Annotated in this window: 10 protein-coding genes; 2 read left to right on the top strand and 8 right to left on the bottom strand. The window is 68.7% G+C overall.

What is annotated here, in order from left to right; genetic code table 11:
* Positions 1 to 44: 44 nt before the first annotated feature.
* Complete coding sequence (locus tag D1610_RS08985) at positions 45 to 953, top strand: SMP-30/gluconolactonase/LRE family protein (protein ID WP_118863844.1); 909 nt, start codon at positions 45 to 47, stop codon at positions 951 to 953.
* Positions 954 to 965: 12 nt separating this feature from the next.
* Here D1610_RS08985 and D1610_RS08980 read toward each other — a convergent pair whose 3' ends face one another.
* From D1610_RS08980 to D1610_RS08970, 3 genes are all read right to left on the bottom strand, one after another.
* Complete coding sequence (locus tag D1610_RS08980) at positions 966 to 2,744, bottom strand: IlvD/Edd family dehydratase (protein ID WP_118863843.1); 1,779 nt, start codon at positions 2,742 to 2,744, stop codon at positions 966 to 968.
* Position 2,745: 1 nt separating this feature from the next.
* Complete coding sequence (locus tag D1610_RS08975) at positions 2,746 to 4,149, bottom strand: sugar porter family MFS transporter (RefSeq protein WP_118863842.1); 1,404 nt, start codon at positions 4,147 to 4,149, stop codon at positions 2,746 to 2,748.
* 97 nt (positions 4,150 to 4,246) lie between these two features.
* Positions 4,247 to 5,341 carry a substrate-binding domain-containing protein gene (locus D1610_RS08970; protein WP_182466766.1) on the bottom strand — a complete coding sequence of 365 codons (1,095 nt, stop codon included), beginning with the start codon at positions 5,339 to 5,341 and terminating at the stop codon, positions 4,247 to 4,249.
* 168 nt (positions 5,342 to 5,509) lie between these two features.
* Here D1610_RS08970 and D1610_RS08965 point away from each other — a divergent pair, with 168 nt between their 5' ends.
* A complete protein-coding gene (locus tag D1610_RS08965; RefSeq protein ID WP_245942070.1) occupies positions 5,510 to 7,927 on the top strand; it encodes a glycoside hydrolase family 3 N-terminal domain-containing protein in 2,418 nt (805 codons plus the stop codon).
* Here D1610_RS08965 and D1610_RS08960 read toward each other — a convergent pair.
* From D1610_RS08960 to D1610_RS08940, 5 genes are read right to left on the bottom strand one after another with little or no spacing between them, the layout of a single operon-like run.
* A complete protein-coding gene (locus tag D1610_RS08960) occupies positions 7,866 to 9,725 on the bottom strand; it encodes a glycoside hydrolase family 9 protein (RefSeq protein WP_245942068.1) in 1,860 nt (619 codons plus the stop codon). The two genes, D1610_RS08965 and D1610_RS08960, sit on opposite strands and share 62 nt — an antisense overlap.
* Positions 9,725 to 11,410: a glycoside hydrolase family 43 protein gene (locus tag D1610_RS08955; protein ID WP_342768328.1), complete on the bottom strand. Its 1,686-nt coding sequence runs from the start codon at positions 11,408 to 11,410 to the stop codon at positions 9,725 to 9,727. The genes D1610_RS08960 and D1610_RS08955 overlap by 1 nt, the downstream gene beginning before the upstream one ends.
* 43 nt (positions 11,411 to 11,453) lie before the next feature.
* Positions 11,454 to 12,968, bottom strand: a complete 1,515-nt coding sequence (locus D1610_RS08950) for a tryptophan halogenase family protein (RefSeq protein ID WP_118863839.1) — start codon at positions 12,966 to 12,968, stop codon at positions 11,454 to 11,456.
* Positions 12,965 to 14,437: a tryptophan halogenase family protein gene (locus D1610_RS08945; RefSeq protein WP_118863838.1), complete on the bottom strand. Its 1,473-nt coding sequence runs from the start codon at positions 14,435 to 14,437 to the stop codon at positions 12,965 to 12,967. The genes D1610_RS08950 and D1610_RS08945 overlap by 4 nt, the downstream gene beginning before the upstream one ends.
* Positions 14,434 to 15,957: a tryptophan halogenase family protein gene (locus tag D1610_RS08940; RefSeq protein ID WP_245942066.1), complete on the bottom strand. Its 1,524-nt coding sequence runs from the start codon at positions 15,955 to 15,957 to the stop codon at positions 14,434 to 14,436. Before D1610_RS08940 ends, D1610_RS08945 begins: the two co-directional genes overlap by 4 nt.
* Positions 15,958 to 16,076 lie beyond the last annotated feature (119 nt).

Raw genomic sequence — 16,076 nt, 5'->3', positions numbered from 1 at the left:
TCCATTAAGCCTGCCGGTGACGCATTACCACGGAGAGTTCGCGCATGACCCAATCCAAGGCCGCAGGCACGGTTCAGCGGAGCGAACCGCAGAGTGTCTGGTCGCTCGGCGGCCCGCTGCTCGAAGGACCTGCCTGGGTGGAGCGTGACGCGGCCTTGTGGTTCGTCGACATCAAGTCGCGGCGCATCCACCGGTTCGATCCCGCGGGCGGCGACAAGCGGAGCTGGGACGCGCCCGGCCAGGTCGGCTTCGTGCTGCCGATCGCCGGCGGCGGTTTCGTGGCCGGATTGCAGGAGGGGCTGTTCCGCTTCGATGAGCGCGACGGAAGCTTCACCGAACTTGCCCGGCCCGAGCCCGATCAGCCCGGCAACCGCCTGAACGACGCCACGGTCGATCCGAACGGACGTCTGTGGTTCGGCAGCATGGACGATGGCGAAATCGCGAAAAGCGGCGCGATCTACCGCCTGGCCGCCGACGGCAGCTGTGTGCCGTCGAGCCCGCTGTGCTCGATCACCAATGGGCCGGCGGTGAGCCCGGACGGGCGCACGCTCTATCATGTCGATACGCTCCACGGCATCATTCACGCCTGCGCATTGGAGGAGGACGGCCGGTTGACCGGGCGTCGTGAGTTCGCCCGCATCCCTTCGACCGAGGGCTATCCGGACGGCCCCACGGTGGATGCCGAAGGCTGCGTCTGGGTCGGGCTGTACGCCGGATGGGGGGCGAAGCGGTTTGCGCCTTCGGGTGAGTTACTGGAGACCGTGTGTTTTCCGGTGAGCGCGGTGACGAAGCTCGCCTTTGGCGGGCCGAATCTCACCACCGTCTATGCGACCACGGCGAACAAGCATCTGAAGCCGGAGGAACGCGAGCGCGAGCCGCAGGCCGGCGATCTCTTCGCGTTCGAGGTGTCGGTTCCGGGCCTGCCCTCGGCTGAAATCTCGGTCGGCGTCTAGCGGCGGACGCGCTCAGTGATTGTGCCGCGGCGTCGTCTCCGACGTGCCGCGATACTTGACCGCCATCTCCAACACGCCGCCTTCGGCGAGCTGCCCCGTCTTTTCGCGGTACAGCTCCTCCCACGGCGTGTTGCTGGGCGGGATCGGGGGCGGCGGCTCGGTCCGGCGGCGCGCGATCTCGTCCTCCGCGACCAGCGCGTCGCATCGGCCGGTGTTGAGATCGATACGGACCGCATCGCCGGTGCGCAGCCAGGCAAGCCCGCCGCCGGCCGCGCTTTCGGGCGACGCGTTGAGGATCGACGGGCTGTCCGACGTGCCCGACTGGCGGCCGTCGCCCAGCGTCGGCAGGCTCATGATGCCGCGTTTCAGGAGCGCATCGGGCGGCTGCATGTTGACCACCTCCGCCGATCCCGGCCAGCCGAGCGGGCCCGAGCCGCGGATGACGAGGATGCAATGCTCGTCGATGACGAGCGCGGGGTCGTTGATCCGGTGATGGTAATCGTCCGATCCGTCGAACACGATCGCGCGGCCCTCGAACACGCCTTCGCGGCCGGGCTGGGAAAGGTAGCGCGCGCGGAACTCGGGCGAGATCACGCTGGTCTTCATGATCGCGAAGTCGAACATATTGCCCTTGAGGACGAGGAAACCGGCGCTCTCGCGCAGCGGCGCGGCATAGGGAAAGATCACCTCGCGATCGCGCGTTTCGCGGCCGGCGATGTTGTCGGCGATGCTGCCGCCGGTGACGGTGAGCGCAGACCCGTCGATCTTGCCCGCGCCCAGCAGCTCGTGCAGCACCGCGGGCACGCCGCCCGCGCGGTGGAAGCGCTCGCCGAGATATCTGCCCGCCGGCTGCATGTTGACGAGGAGCGGCAGGCGATAGGCGTCCATCCAGTCTTCGGGCGTGATCTCGACGCCGGCATGGCGCGCCATCGCGACGACGTGCGGCTGGGCGTTGGACGAGCCGCCGATCGCGGTGGTCAGCGCGATCGCGTTGAGGAAGGCCGCGCGCGTCAGGATGCGCGAGGGGCGCAGATCGTCATAGGCGATCTCCACCGCGCGGCGGCCGGTGTCATAGGCGATCTGGCCGCGTTCGCGATAGGGTGCGGGAATCGCCGCGCAGCCGGGCAGCGACAGGCCCAGCCCCTCGGCGATCGCGTTCATCGTCGATGCGGTGCCCATCGTGTTGCAATGGCCGGCGGAAGGGGCGGAGGCGGTGGCGGCGTCGAGGAACTCGTCCTCGGTGATGTCGCCCGCGCCCAGCGCGCGCCGCGCGCGCCAGATGACGGTGCCCGATCCGACCAGCTCCCCCTCATGCCAGCCGTCGAGCATCGGCCCGCCCGAGAGCACGATCGCCGGGATGTCGACCGTGGAGGCGGCCATCACCTGCGCCGGCGTGGTCTTGTCGCAGCCGGTCGTCAGCACGACCGCGTCGATCGGGTAGCCGTTCAGTATCTCGACCAGCCCGAGATAGGCGAGATTGCGGTCGAGCGCCGCCGTCGGCCGCCTGCAATTCTCGAAGATCGGATGGAGCGGAAACTCCATCGGGATGCCGCCCGCGTCGCGGATGCCGTCGCGCACGCGCCTGGCCAGGTCGAGATGGATGCGGTTGCAGGGCGACAGGTCCGAACCCGATTGGGCGATGCCGACGATCGGCTTGCCCGATCTGAGCTCGTCCGGCGTCAGGCCGTAGTTCATGAAGCGCTCCAGATAGAGCGCGGTCATGTCGCTGCGGCCGGGTGCTGCGAACCACTCGCGCGAGCGGAAGGGCCGCGCCGGGGTGCGTTCGGTCATCTCAGCCCTGCATCTCCTCGAGCTCCTTGCCCTTGGTCTCGTTGATGAATGAACGGACGAGGAAGAAGCTGATCACCGCGGCCACCGTGTAGAGCATGTAGGTGCCGGCCAGCCCCAGCCCGTCGGCCATCGCGGGGAAGCTCTGCACGACGAGATAGTTGGCGCCCCATTGCGCGAGCCCCGCCACCGCCAGCGCCGATCCGCGCATCTGGTTGGGGAACATCTCGCCGAGCATGACCCACATCACCGGTCCCCAGCTGAAGTTGAAGAAGATGACGTAGAGGTTGGCCGCGACCAGCGCGATCCAGCCCTGCGTCGCGCCGAGCATGAGGTTGCCGTCCGCGTCCTGCCCCGCCGCGCTGAAGGCCCAGGCCATCGCGCCCAATGTCACCGCCATGCCGAGCGAGCCGATCATGAGCAGCGGCTTGCGCCCGATCTTGTCGATCACCAGCAGCGCGGCGAACACCGCCGCGATGGAGACGAGGCCGGAGATGATGTTGCGCTCCAGCGCCACTTCCTCGGACACGCCGGCCAGTCGCCACAGCGTCTCGCCATAATAGAAGATGATGTTGATGCCGACGAACTGCTGAAACGTCGCCAGCATGATCCCGGCCCAGACGATCGGGCGGAATACGGTGCCCGGCGCGGCGACGTCGCGGAAGCTCGGGCGGTGGTCGGCGGAGAAGCTGGCGCGGATATCGCTGATCTTGCGCTCGGCCACATCGGCGCCGAACAGGCTGGTCAGCACCCTGCGCGCCTGATCCTCGCGGCCCCGGCTGACGAGATAGCGCGGGCTTTCCGGAATGAAAAACAGCGCCACCAGAAACACCAGCGCGGGCGCCGCCTGCGCCAGATACATCCAGCGCCAGGCCTGCGTCCCCGCGACCTCACCGAGCGAGTTGCCCGCGGCCTGGGCAAGGAAATAATTGACCACGAACGCGGCGGTCAGGCCGGTAATGATCATGACCTGCTGCACTGTCGTCAGCCGTCCGCGAATGTTCGCGGGGGCGACTTCCGAGATGTAGAGCGGCGACAGCACGCTGGCCGCGCCGACCGCCATGCCGCCCGCGAAACGCGCGACGACGAATATCTCGTGCACGCCCGTCAGGCCCTGGACCAGCGCGCCGAGGACGAAGAGCACCGCGGCGAGGATCATGACCGTGCGGCGTCCGATGACATCCGCCAGCCGGCCTGCGAAGAAGGCGCCGACGGCGCAACCGATCAGGAGCGAGCCGACGGTGAAGCCAAGGCCGGCGGAACTGAGTCCGAATTCCTCGGTAAGGCCGGTCTGCGTGCCGTTCACCGCGCCGCTGTCATAGCCGAACAACAGGCCGCCGATCGTCGCCACCGCGACGATGGCGATGATGAGCGCCATGTTCGCGCGCTCTGACGTGGTTTGCGTCATCCCTCGAGCTCCCCCTCCACTGCGCCGGATTCGTCACCGGCAATATTGTTAGCGGTAACTATGATCGCATCCGCGCACGGAATGCAAGCGGAACCTGTCAGCCGGCGCGGCGCGTGCGCGAGGCCGTCCTGGCGCCCGCCGTTCTCGGCGGCGGCCCTGAGGATTCGCGCACGATCAGCTCGTGATCGAGCACCTCCTCGGCCACCTCGGGGCCCGCGGGCCCGCGCTGGCGCAGTCGCGCGAGCAGCAGGCTGACCGCTGTCTCCGCCATCTGCGCGATCGGCTGGCGCACGGTGGTGAGCTCGGGCCAGATATTGGTCGCGAGCGCGGTATCGTCGAAGCCGACGACGCTGACATCCTCGGGCACGCGCAGGCCCTGGCGATGGGCGACGCCCACCGCGGCGGCGGCCATGTCGTCGTTGCTCGCGAAGATCGCGGTGGGGCGGGGGTTGCGCGCCAGCAGCCGCTCGGCGGCGACGATTCCCGAACGGAAGGTGAAATAGCCCTGTTCGATCGCCGCCGCGGCGGGATCGATTCCGGCGTCCCTGAGCGCGTCGACGAAGCCGCGATGGCGATCGGCGCTCGCCAGCTGGTTGGGATGGCCGCGGATGAAGGCGATGTCGCGGTGGCCGAGATCGATCAGGTGCCGCGTCATCGCGGCGGCGGCGGCGCGATCGTCGATGCGCACGTTGAGCCCGCCGACGCCCGGCGCTGGCTGGCCCATCGCGACCGACACCGCCGGAATGTCGGCGGCGGCGAGCTCGGCCTGCACCGGCGCCGATTCGGAGAGCGGCGGCGGCAGGATGACGCCCTGCACCTCGGTCTGGGCGAACTGGCGGGTCGCCTCGGCCTGCTCGTCGGCGCTTTCGCCCTCGCATGCCTCCAGCACCAGATGGCAGCCGGCGCGGCGTGCGCCGGCCAGCGCGCCGATCAGGAACTGGCTGAGATAGGCGGCGGAGGGGTTGGAATAGAGCAGGCCGATCTGCGTCGCTTCGCCCGCCGCCAGGTTGCGCGCGGCGGGATTGGGCCGATAGTTGAGCCTCTCGATCGCCTCGCGCACGGCGATGCGCGTCGCCTCGCGCACGTTCGATCCGCCGTTGACGACGCGCGACACGGTCATCGCCGATACGCCCGCCATGCGCGCGACGTCCTGAACTGTAGCGCTACCCTGCCGCCTGCGCGTCGATCGCATCAACCATTCTCCCCGGCGCAGGCATATGAAGGCGCGCGTGTCTTGGCAATCGCGGTCGCGCGAAGGCAGTTGACGCGCGGCAAGGACGCGGCTTATCAATGGTAGCGCTATCACAAACAGGGCACCGGTCAAGCCGGGCCAGCGCTCGACGCGCGAGGGGAGAGATCGATGATTCACCAGGGTCGTGAAGTGGGCGGGATGCGCGGCGCGTTGCTGGCGGCGGCGCTTTTGGGGAGCGTGGCGCTCGTCCCGGCGGTGCTTCAGGCCGAACAGCCGCGCGCCCAGGCGTCGGCGCCGCTCTACAAGGACGCTTCGAAGCCGATTCCGGCGCGGGTCGAGGATCTGCTCAAGCGCATGACGCTCGAGGAGAAGGTCGCGCAGATGGTGACGATCTGGGAGCACAAGGACCGCATCCAGACGCCGACCGGCGACTTTTCCCCCGAAAAGGCGTCGGCCGCGTTCCCGCACGGCCTTGGCCAGATCGCGCGGCCCTATGACCGGCGCGGCGTGACCGTGTCCGCGGGCGCCGCCGGGGCCACGGCGGGCGTCGCCAATCGCGGCGCGGAGGAAACCGCGCGCTACATCAACGCGGCGCAGCGCTGGGCGGTCGAGGAGACGCGCCTGGGCATCCCGATGATCATGCACGAGGAGGCGCTGCACGGCTATGTCGCCCCCGGCGCGACCAGCTTCCCCCAGTCGATCGCGCTCGCCTCGACCTTCGATCCCGCGCTGGTCGAGCGCATCTTCTCGGTCGCGGCGCGCGAGATGCGCGCGCGCGGCGCCAACCTCGCGCTCGCCCCCGTGGTCGACGTCGCGCGCGATCCGCGCTGGGGCCGCATCGAGGAGACCTATGGCGAGGACCCGCACCTCGTCAGCGAGATGGGGCTGGCGGCGATCCGCGGCTTCCAGGGAACGACGCTGCCCTTGAAGCCCGACAAGGTGTTCGTCACGCTGAAGCACATGACCGGCCATGGCCAGCCCGAGAACGGCACCAATATCGGCCCGGCCAACATCTCCGAACGCACGCTCAGGGAGAATTTCTTCCCGCCCTTCGAGCGCGCGGTGACCGAGCTGCCGGTCGGCGCGGTGATGGCCTCGTACAACGAGATCGACGGCATCCCCAGCCACGCCAACAGCTGGCTGCTGGGCGACGTGCTGCGCAAGGAATGGGGCTTCGACGGCGTCATCGTCAGCGACTATTTCGCCATTCGCGAGATGGTGACGCGGCACAAGATGTTCACCGACATCAAGGATTCGGCGGTGCGGGCGATGGCCGCGGGTGTCGATATCGAGACGCCGGACGGCGAGGGCTATGTCCATCTTCCCGAGCTGGTGAAGGCGGGCAAGGTCGGCATGGGCCAGATCGACGACGCCGTCCGCCGCATCCTGACGATGAAGTTCCAGGCGGGGCTGTTCGAGAATCCCTATGTCGATGCGGGCGCGGCTGAGGCCAGGACCAACACGCCCGACGCGATCGCGCTGGCGCGCGAAGCGGCGGCGCGGGCGATGGTGCTCCTGAAGAACGACAAGGGGGTGCTGCCGCTCGACGCGGCGAAGATCGACCGGCTGGCGGTGATCGGCACCCATGCGCGCGACACCCCGATCGGCGGCTATAGCGACGTGCCGCGCCATGTGGTGAGCGTGCTCGAGGGCATGCAGACCGAAGGCAAGGGCAAGTTCGACGTCGACTATGCCGAGGGCGTGCGGCTGACCAAGAGCCGCTCCTGGTCGGCCGATCCGGTCGAGCTGGTCGAGCCCGAGGTCAACGCCAGGCTCGCCGACGAGGCGGTGGCGACGGCGAGGAAGGCCGACGTGATCGTCATGGTGCTGGGCGGCAACGAGCAGCTGAGCCGCGAGGCCTGGGCCGACAATCACCTAGGCGACCGATCGTCGCTCGACCTGGTCGGGCCGCAGAACGAGCTGGCCAAGCGCATCTTCGCGCTGGGCAAGCCGGTGGTGGTGATCCTGCTCAACGGCCGGCCGCTTTCGGTCAACTATCTCGCGGAGAACGCCCCGGCGCTGGTCGAGGGCTGGTATCTCGGCGAGCAGACCGGGCACGGCGTCGCCGATGTGGTGTTCGGCCGGGTCAATCCCGGCGGCAAGCTGCCGGTGTCGATCGCGCGCCATGTCGGCCAGCTGCCGATCTTCTACAACTACAAGCCGAGCGCGCGGCGCGGCTATCTGTTCGACACGACCAAGCCACTCTATCCGTTCGGCTACGGCCTGAGCTACACCAGCTTCGACGTCTCCGCGCCGCGCTTCGCCAAGCCGGTGATCGGGGTGAAGGAGAGCGTCGAGGTCAGCGTCGATGTGACCAACACCGGCGCGCGCGCGGGCGACGAGGTGGTGCAGCTCTACGTCCGCGACGACGCCGCATCGGTGACGCGCCCGGTGATCGAATTGAAGAAGTTCGAGCGCGTGACGCTGCAGCCGGGCGAGAAGCGCACGGTGAACTTCACCCTGGCGCCGCGCGACCTGTCGCTGTGGAACGTTCAGATGAAGCGCGTGGTCGAGCCCGGCACCTTCACGATTTCGGCGGGGCCTGACTCGGCGACGCTGAAGAGCGCGACGCTGACGGTGAAGTAGCGAGCCACGTCGCGACCCACACCAGCGGCGCGTTCCAGTTGATCGCGACCTCGTTGGTGGTGAAGGAGCGCGCATCGTCGACCCAGCAGGTCTGCGGCGCGCAGCCCTTGGGCGGGGCGACCGGCTCGTCGCTGCGCGGGCTGCTGGTGTTGTTTGGCCCACCCGACAGCGCGCCGGGCGGCGGCGGCGGATAGGCGGGATCGATCTGGTGCGCCCAGAAGCGATGGTGCGGGTTGCGCATCGGCCGCGCGCCATAGCCCGAGACGAACGACCGCCCGAGCGGATTGCGGCCGAGCAGATAGTCCATCACGTCGATCACATGGCCGCGATAGCGCGCCTCGCCGGTCCAGTGCGCGGCGAGCGCCAGGATGATCGCGCGGTTGAGCAGGTTGCTGTTCGAGCCCCAGGCATAGCGGTCCGAGGCATAGGGGATGCCGTAGGTGGTAGCTCGCGCCTCCGCCGACCAGCGATCGGCGGCATCGATCAGCGCCTGCTTCTGCGGCTGCGAATTGGCGATCAGCGCGAGCGTGATCTTGCCGAGCGGGGCGACGCTCGGCCAGCCGGGTTCCTTATCGACGGGTGCGGCAAAGTGCGGCGATGCGCGTAGCGCCTTCTCGAACACCGCTTCGCCGGTGGTCGCGAACAGCTCGGCCGCGGCCCAGAAGAATTCGTCGGACACGTCGCTGTCGCCATAACCGCCGCTGCCGTTGAAATCGCCGACCGCATAGACTTGCGCGTTGCGCTCCGCCGCCGCCCATGCGCGCCGAGCCGCTTCCAGGCAGCGCGCCGAAAATGCCGCATCGATGCCGCGCCAGATGCGCGCGCACTGGGCGGCGGTCGCCGCAAGGTTGAGCGTCGCCGCGGTGCTGGGGGCATAGAGATAGCGTGTCTCGGGATCGCGGTCGGGCCGCATCGGCAGCCCGGTCCAGCGTTCGTCGGCGATCTTGTGGTGCGCCATGCCGCCGCCGTCGATATCGGTGAAGACGAGCGGGCGCTGGTTGGTCTTCTGCCCGACCGGCACGCGCAGCCTTGCGCCCTCGGGCACCTGCATCGCCAGCAGGAACTCCATCTCCCAGCGCGCCTCGTCGAGCAGGTCGCTGACGCCGTTCCCTGCCTCGGGGATCGGATGGCTGCCGTCGGCGAAGACGGGCGCGCCGCCCCTCGCCTGCCGCAGCTCATGGAGATTGAGCAAGGTCCACAGCGCTATGCCGCCGTTGACGACATATTTGCCGTGATCGCCGGCGTCGTACCAGCCGCCGGTGACGTCGAGCGTATAGCCGCAGCCGGGCCAGCGATTGCCGCGATTGTCCTCGCCGGCGAAGCAGGTGACGCGCTCTTCGGGATGCCCGGCGGGGCGCGCCCAGCGTTCGCCGCCGGCGAAGCGCGCGAGGATCGGCGTGCCCGCGCGGTTATGGTAGAAATAGGACAGCGCATCGTGCGCCAGCGGACGATACAGATCGGCGGAGATGGCGAAGGGGTTGCTCGTCGAGTTGCCGGCGGCCAGGCGATAGCCCTTGCCGGGCGTCCGCAAGGCGCTCAGGTCGATGACGTGCGGATGATAGCCGAGCGCCGCATCCTTGGGGCGAGGCTGGGTCTCGCCGCTGAGGACCACCGCGCTCGTCGCATCGATCACGCTCCATTTCACAGGTTCCGCGCTCATATGGGGAAAGACCGCCCGCTTCGGCGAATCGGGCAGGAATCCCAGCTGGTTGAGATCGAAGACCAGCGGAGGAGGATCGGCGCGAAGCGGCGCCGTGCATGAGGCGACCGCGAGGACGGCGATCAGGCGGCGCTTCATCATTGGTCTCCCGCTTTCGCATAAAGGCCGAACACCGCGCCGACGAAGCCGCCCGCCCGCGCGGTGCTGAGCAGCTTGCCGTCGGCATCGGCATGGAGCGTGCTCCACGCGCCCCGCTCACCGGCATGGTCGAAATGGTAGCGGTCGCCCTCGGCGCGGATGCGCAGGCGCACCGGTCCGGCGGGCGCGGTCGCGCGCGCGACGATCCTCCCCGCCTTGGGATCGTCCGGCCCGGCGCGCTGCGTCAGGCGTATCTCGCGGCCGCCGCCCCTGTCCGCCACGGCCAGCGCGAACCAATATTCGTCGCTTTGCAGCGCCGCGAGCCCGGCCTGCGCGCCCTTCGCCGGCGCGAAGCGGACCAGCGTGCTCGCGGAAACGTCACGGTGCTGCTGCCGGCGCGCGAGGAAGGAGGGATTGGCGTTGTCCCCCAGCCCGGCGGCGCGGGCCGTCAGCACCAGCGCGCCGTCCTGCAGCCGGTGCCAGGTCTCGCGCGGGTTGCGCATCATCATCCAGTGCGGGCCGAGCGCCGCGCCGTCGAACTCCTCGCGGATGGTGAAGGGCCCGTTGGTCGGCACCGCCGGTTTCGCCTGCGGCGGCAGCGCCGGGCGCGCGGCGACATAGGGGATCGCCTGTCCCGGCGCGGTGATGCGCGGCCATTCGCCCGACCAGTCGACCGGCATCAGGAAGGTCTCGCGGCCGGTATTGTAGAAATCGCCGCGATAGGGGCGCACCGCCAGGAAGGTCGCCCACCAGTCTCCGTTCGGCAGCTGGACGAAATCGGCATGGCCGGCGGAGGTGATCGGGTCTGGCCGGCCGCGCGGCAGATCGCGCTGCGTCAGGATCGGGTTGGCGGGGTTGGGCGTATAGGGCCCATCCGCCTTGCGCGACCGGAGCACCACCTGCGAATGGCCTTCCGCGGTGCCGCCCTCGGCGCAGATCAGATAGTACCAGCCGTCCTTCCGGATGATGTGCGGCCCCTCGATCCAGATCGGCTTGGCCGCGGGATCGACGCCGCCATCGACCAGCACCTTGCGCGGGCCGACCATCTTCTTCGCCTTCGGGTCGAAGCGCTGGATCCAGATCGCGCGGTGGCCGTCATAGCGGGGCGTGCCCTCCGGCGGGCCGTTGTTGACGATCCACGCCGATCCGTCTGCATCGAAGAACAGCGACGGATCGATCCCGCCGACGATCTCGGGCAGCCACACCGGATCGCTCCACGGCCCAGCCGGGTCCGTCGCGGTGATCAGGAAGTTGCCGCCGCAATCGACGCAGGTGTTGAGGATATAGAAGGTGTCGGCATGATGCTCGATCGCCGGCGCAAACACCCCGCGCGAGAGGCCGAGCGTACCGAAATCGAGCTGGTCCGGCCGGTCGATCGCGTTGCCGATCTGCGTCCAGTTGGTTAGGTCGCGGCTGTGGAACACCGGGATGCCGGGGAAATAGCCGAAGGTCGAGGTGACGAGATAATAATCGTCGCCGGCACGGGTGATGCTGGGATCGGGATAGAAGCCCTGCAGGATCGGGTTGCGGTATTCGCCGGGACCGGGCTTCGCGCGGGCGTCCACCGGATCGCCGCCCGAATATTCGAACCATTCGAACCGCGCCGCGCCGTCGGGACTGGCCGGCGGCATCGTCGCACAACCGGCGAGCGCCAGCGCCGCCATTATCGCCTTACCCCGCATCATTCTCTCCCCGCGGTGTTTGTTAGCGATATCATGCGCGATTGGATCAGGCGGCGCAATGCTCGGCGATGAAGGCGCGGTGATCGGGCATGTAATCGGCCGAATTGGCGACGGCGGTTCTGATCTGCGCCATGCGCTCGCGCGTTTCCTCAAGGCTCATCGCCTCGGCGACGGGATCATGGCTTTTGGGGCGGATCAGCTGGCCCAGCATCACCGCGAACCAGCTGGTGTCGTTGAACAGCTCCTCATTCTCGCGCCAGGTGCGGCCATAGGCCTCGAACACGCGCATCTTCTCGGCCAGCCGCTCGGGCACCTCCATCGTCCGGCAATAATCCCAGAAGGGCGTGTCGTCGCGCTCGGTCGCCTTGTAATGGAGCACCAGGAAGTCGCGGATCTCCTCATATTCGGTGATGAGGATGCGGTTGTAGCGGTCGATCTCCGCCTGGGCGAAGCCGCGATCGGGGAACATCGCCATCAGCCGCGCAAGCCCGCTCTGGATCAGCCACAGGCTGGTCGATTCGAGCGGCTCCATGAAGCCCGAGGCGAGGCCCAGCGCGACGCAGTTCTTCACCCAGAACCTCTCGCGATGGCCGGTGCGGAAAGGGACCAGCCGCGGCTCGGCGAGCGGCGCGCCGTCGAGATTGGCGAGCAGCACCGCCGCCGCCTCGTCGTCGCTCATATGGCTGCTCGCATAGACATGGCCGTTGCCGATGCGATGCTGCAGCGGGATGCGCCATTGCCAGCCGCACGCGCGCGCGGTCGACCGCGTATAGGGAGTCATCGCCGCGACGCTCTCGCACGGCACCGCGACTGCGCGATCGCACGGCAGCCAGTGCGACCAGTCGACATGGCCGACGCCCAGCGCCTTGCCGAGCAGCAGCGAACGGAACCCCGAGCAGTCGATGAACAGGTCTGCGGGAAGCGCGCTCCCGTCCTCCATCACCACCGATTCGACGAAACCGTCGCCCCCGCGCAGCCGCACGTCGACGATCTTGCCCTCGCGCCGCTTCACCCCGCGCGCCTCGGCATAGCTGCGCAGGAAGCGGGCATAGAGGCCGGCGTCGAAATGATAGGCATAGGCGATCTCCGAGAGGGGAGACCGGCCCGCATCGATCGGCCGCATGAACTTGTCGCGCTCGGCCGCCAGCGCCTGCAGCGAATATTCCTCGATCCGTCCGGCCTCTCCGGCGGCATGCATGCGCAGCCAGTAACCGTGGAACGAAACCCCCGCCATATTGACCCCGATCTGGCCGAACGGGTGGAAATAGCGGTGGCCGATCCGCGCCCAGTCGATGAACTGGATGCCCAGCTTGAAGCTGCCCTTGGTGCTGCGGATGAACGCGTCCTCGTCGATACCGAGCATGCGGTTGAAGGTCGCCATCTGGGGGATGGTCGCCTCGCCGACGCCGACGATGCCGATCTCGTCCGATTCGACCAGGGTGATGCTGGCGTAATCGGGGCCGAGGATACGGGCGAGCGTCGCCGCCGCCATCCAGCCGGCGCTGCCGCCGCCGACGATGACGATGCTGCGGATGCGGCCTTCGCCGGCGAAGTCCTTCATGCCGGCCCGCGCAGATAGTCGGCGTGGCGCGGCATCGCCTGCGCGGCGCGGGTCAGCACCTCGCGCAGCCGGGCGAGATGCGCGTCGATGCGATCGACGGGAATCGCATCGGCAAGCGGATCGTAGCGGCGCGGACGCACGCCCATGCCTTCGAACATCGCCACCCAGTCATCCTCCTCCAGCGCTTCGTCGTCATACAGCGCGACGCGCCCGCGGCTTTCCCACAGCGCGATCTTGTGGGCCAGCGTTTCGGGCGGATCGACCGCGCGGGCGGCGTCCCAGAAGGCCTGGCCGGTGCGGCCGTTGGTCCGATAGGGCAGGATCGCCGCATCGCGCGCCCGATCGAGCACGCTCGCCGTCAGCCGGTTATATTCCCGCGCCTCGACGTCCCCGCCGTCCACATGGGGCAGCAGGCGGACCAGTCTTAGCACCGAGCCGAGCGCGAGCTGCAGGTCGAAGCCCTGCAGCGGATCGCCCAGTCCCGCCGCCGCGCCGATGGCGACGCAATTGGCGATCCACGGCTCACGCCAGCGGCCTGCTTCATAGGCGATCGGCGCGCCGTCCATGCTCGCTTGCGCGGCTTGGTCGGTCATCGCGCCGCTGGCATAGATCAGCGCCAACGCATGCGCGCCGTCCAGCGGCACGTGCCGCACCCATCCGGCATTATGCGCCGCATGGCTGGCATAGGGCGCGGCGCCGTCGGCCAGCTGCTCGTGATGTGTGATCGCGCGGTCGCAGGGCAGCCAGCGCTGCCAGCCGTCGAACCGCGCACCGGCCATTTCGCGAACCAGGCGCGCGGGCGCGCCGGTGCAGTCGATGAACAGATCGCCCGCCACCCGGCGGCCGTCGCCGAGCATCAGCGCGGCGATGCCGCCGTCCCCGCGCCGCTCCAGGCCGGCGATGCGGCTTGAAATCTCACGGGCCCCACGCGACAGCGCCGCATCGCGGAGGAACCCCGCCAGCCCCACGCCGTCGAGATGGAGCGCGTAATCATAGCTTGAAAGCGGCGAGCGCGGATCGGGCGAGGGATGGGCGAACCGGCCTGCCTGCGCGGCGATTGCGGCCAGCGCATAGTCGGCGATGCGGATCTCGCGTCCCTCCTGGCGCAGCCGACCGGCGAGGTGGTGGAACGCGATCGATCGCATCGCCGCGCCGCATTCGCCGAGGGGCATGAACCAGCTGTGCCGCGGCGCACGCCAGCCGTCGAAGGCGATGCCGAGCGCGAAGGCGCCCTTCGCCGCATGCATCAGCGCCGGCTCGTCCCAACCTTGCCCGGCGGCGAAGGCGTGCCATTCGGGCCGCGCGACGACGCCGCGGCCGAACGGGCCCAGGCTCATATCCTCGCCGCCTTCATCGACCACGCAAATCCGCGTCGCATCCGCGCCATAGGCGCCTGCCAGGATGGCGGCGGCCAGCCATCCGGCGACACCGCCGCCGGCGATGACGATGGCGGGCGGCGGCTGCGTCATGCGGCCGCCGCGACGTTGGCGAGCAGGCTTTGATGCAGCGGAAGCCGCTCGGCGGCGCGGCGGTAATCGGCCGCCATCGCTACCGCTCGGGCCTCGAGCTCCGCGGAATCGCCACGCTCGGCGAGCGGATCGCCGCGGCGCGGGATCACGCGTTGGCCGAGATAGACGGCGAGCCAGCTCGGCTCCAGGAACATGCCCTCGCGATAGTTCACCACCACGCCGCGCTCGCGGAACAGCGCCAGCTTGTGCGCCAGCGAATCGGGTATCTCCATCGTCCGGCAGTGGGTCCAGAAGGGTGTGTCGTCGCGCTCGGTCGCATGATAGTGCAGGATCAGGAAGTCGCGGACGCGCTCATATTCCAGCGCCATCACGCGGTTGAACTCGGCGGCGTCCATCGGATCCCAGTCGGTCGTCGGGAACAGCTCGATCAGATGTGTGATGGCGAGCTGGATCAGGTGGATGCTGGTCGATTCGAGCGGCTCGAGAAAGCCCGAGGACAATCCGATCGCGACGCAGTTGCCGATCCATTGCCGCCGTCTTTTGCCGGTGGTGAAGCGCAGCCTTCTGGAATCGGCGAGCGGCGGCGCCTCCAGCTGGGCGAGCACCGCCTGTTCGGCGCGGTCGTCGTCGATGAACGCGCTTGAATAGACATGGCCGTTGCCCGCGCGGTGCCGCAGCGGGATGCGCCACGCCCAACCCGCGTCCAGCGCGGTGGAGCGGGTGAGCGGCGCGATCGGCCCGGCATTGGCGCAAGGGACGGCGATCGCGCGGTCGCAGGGCAGCCAGTGCGTCCATTCCTGATAGCCCGCCTTCAGCGCCTGCTCGATCAGCAGCCCGCGAAAGCCCGAGCAATCGATGAAGAGATCGGCGGCGATGCGCTTGCCGCCGTCGAGCGTGACCGCCTCGATGAAGCCGGTTTGGGCGTCGAGCGCGGTGTCGACGACCTTGCCTTCGATCCGCCTGGTCCCCCGCGCCTCGGCGAAGGCGCGCAGATAGGCGGCGTAGAGCCCGGCATCGAATTGATAGGCGTAGGAATAGGTCGAGAAGGGTGAAGCCGGGTCATCCGCCGGATGCGCGAAGCGGCCCATCCGCGCGGCCTGCACGGGCAGCGAGAAGGAGTCGAACGCGGGCGCCGCGCCATCGCGACGCAGCCTCGCCCAGAGATGGTGGAACGGCACGCCGTCGATATCGCGGCCGAACGCGCCGAAGGGGTGGATATAGCTGTCGCCGATCCGGCCCCAGTTGCGGAACTCGATCCCCAGCTTGAAGGTCGCATTGGTGCGCGCCATGAAATCGGCCTCGTCGAAGCCAAGGCTCGCGTTGAAATGGCGGATATGCGGCACCGTCGCCTCGCCGACGCCGACCGTGCCGATCTCTTCCGATTCGACCAATGTGACCGAAATGGGGAGCCCCGCCAGCTTGTGCGCCAGCGCCGCCGCGGTCATCCATCCCGCGGTGCCGCCGCCGATGATGGCGACCGATTGAATTGCCGATTGGCGCATGCCGTCTCCCTTCGGCATGTTACCGCTCCCTTTGTCGCGGCGTCAACGTGGCGGGTCTTTGCCGCTCAAGACATGGAGCGACATTGCGGTGCAGCATCGAAATGTGCCGCCGTCGCGATAAATTGGGTTGATCTTGG

The sequence above is a fragment of the Sphingomonas gilva genome (genome assembly GCF_003515075.1).
Classification (GTDB): Bacteria; Pseudomonadota; Alphaproteobacteria; order Sphingomonadales; family Sphingomonadaceae; genus Sphingomonas; species Sphingomonas gilva.
The sequence above is the reverse complement of the archived record's forward strand: the minus strand, read 5'-3'. Positions and strand labels throughout refer to the sequence as shown.

Bases quoted from the DNA above. Each gene is read 5' to 3' on its own strand.
- D1610_RS08985 (WP_118863844.1), top strand. From the start codon at position 45: ATGACCCAATCCAAGGCCGCAGGCACGGTTCAGCGGAGCGAACCGCAG.
- D1610_RS08980 (WP_118863843.1), bottom strand. From the start codon at position 2,744: ATGACCGAACGCACCCCGGCGCGGCCCTTCCGCTCGCGCGAGTGGTTC.
- D1610_RS08975 (WP_118863842.1), bottom strand. From the start codon at position 4,149: ATGACGCAAACCACGTCAGAGCGCGCGAACATGGCGCTCATCATCGCC.
- D1610_RS08970 (WP_182466766.1), bottom strand. From the start codon at position 5,341: ATGCGATCGACGCGCAGGCGGCAGGGTAGCGCTACAGTTCAGGACGTC.
- D1610_RS08965 (WP_245942070.1), top strand. From the start codon at position 5,510: ATGATTCACCAGGGTCGTGAAGTGGGCGGGATGCGCGGCGCGTTGCTG.
- D1610_RS08960 (WP_245942068.1), bottom strand. From the start codon at position 9,725: ATGAAGCGCCGCCTGATCGCCGTCCTCGCGGTCGCCTCATGCACGGCG.
- D1610_RS08955 (WP_342768328.1), bottom strand. From the start codon at position 11,410: ATGATGCGGGGTAAGGCGATAATGGCGGCGCTGGCGCTCGCCGGTTGT.
- D1610_RS08950 (WP_118863839.1), bottom strand. From the start codon at position 12,968: ATGAAGGACTTCGCCGGCGAAGGCCGCATCCGCAGCATCGTCATCGTC.
- D1610_RS08945 (WP_118863838.1), bottom strand. From the start codon at position 14,437: ATGACGCAGCCGCCGCCCGCCATCGTCATCGCCGGCGGCGGTGTCGCC.
- D1610_RS08940 (WP_245942066.1), bottom strand. From the start codon at position 15,957: ATGCCGAAGGGAGACGGCATGCGCCAATCGGCAATTCAATCGGTCGCC.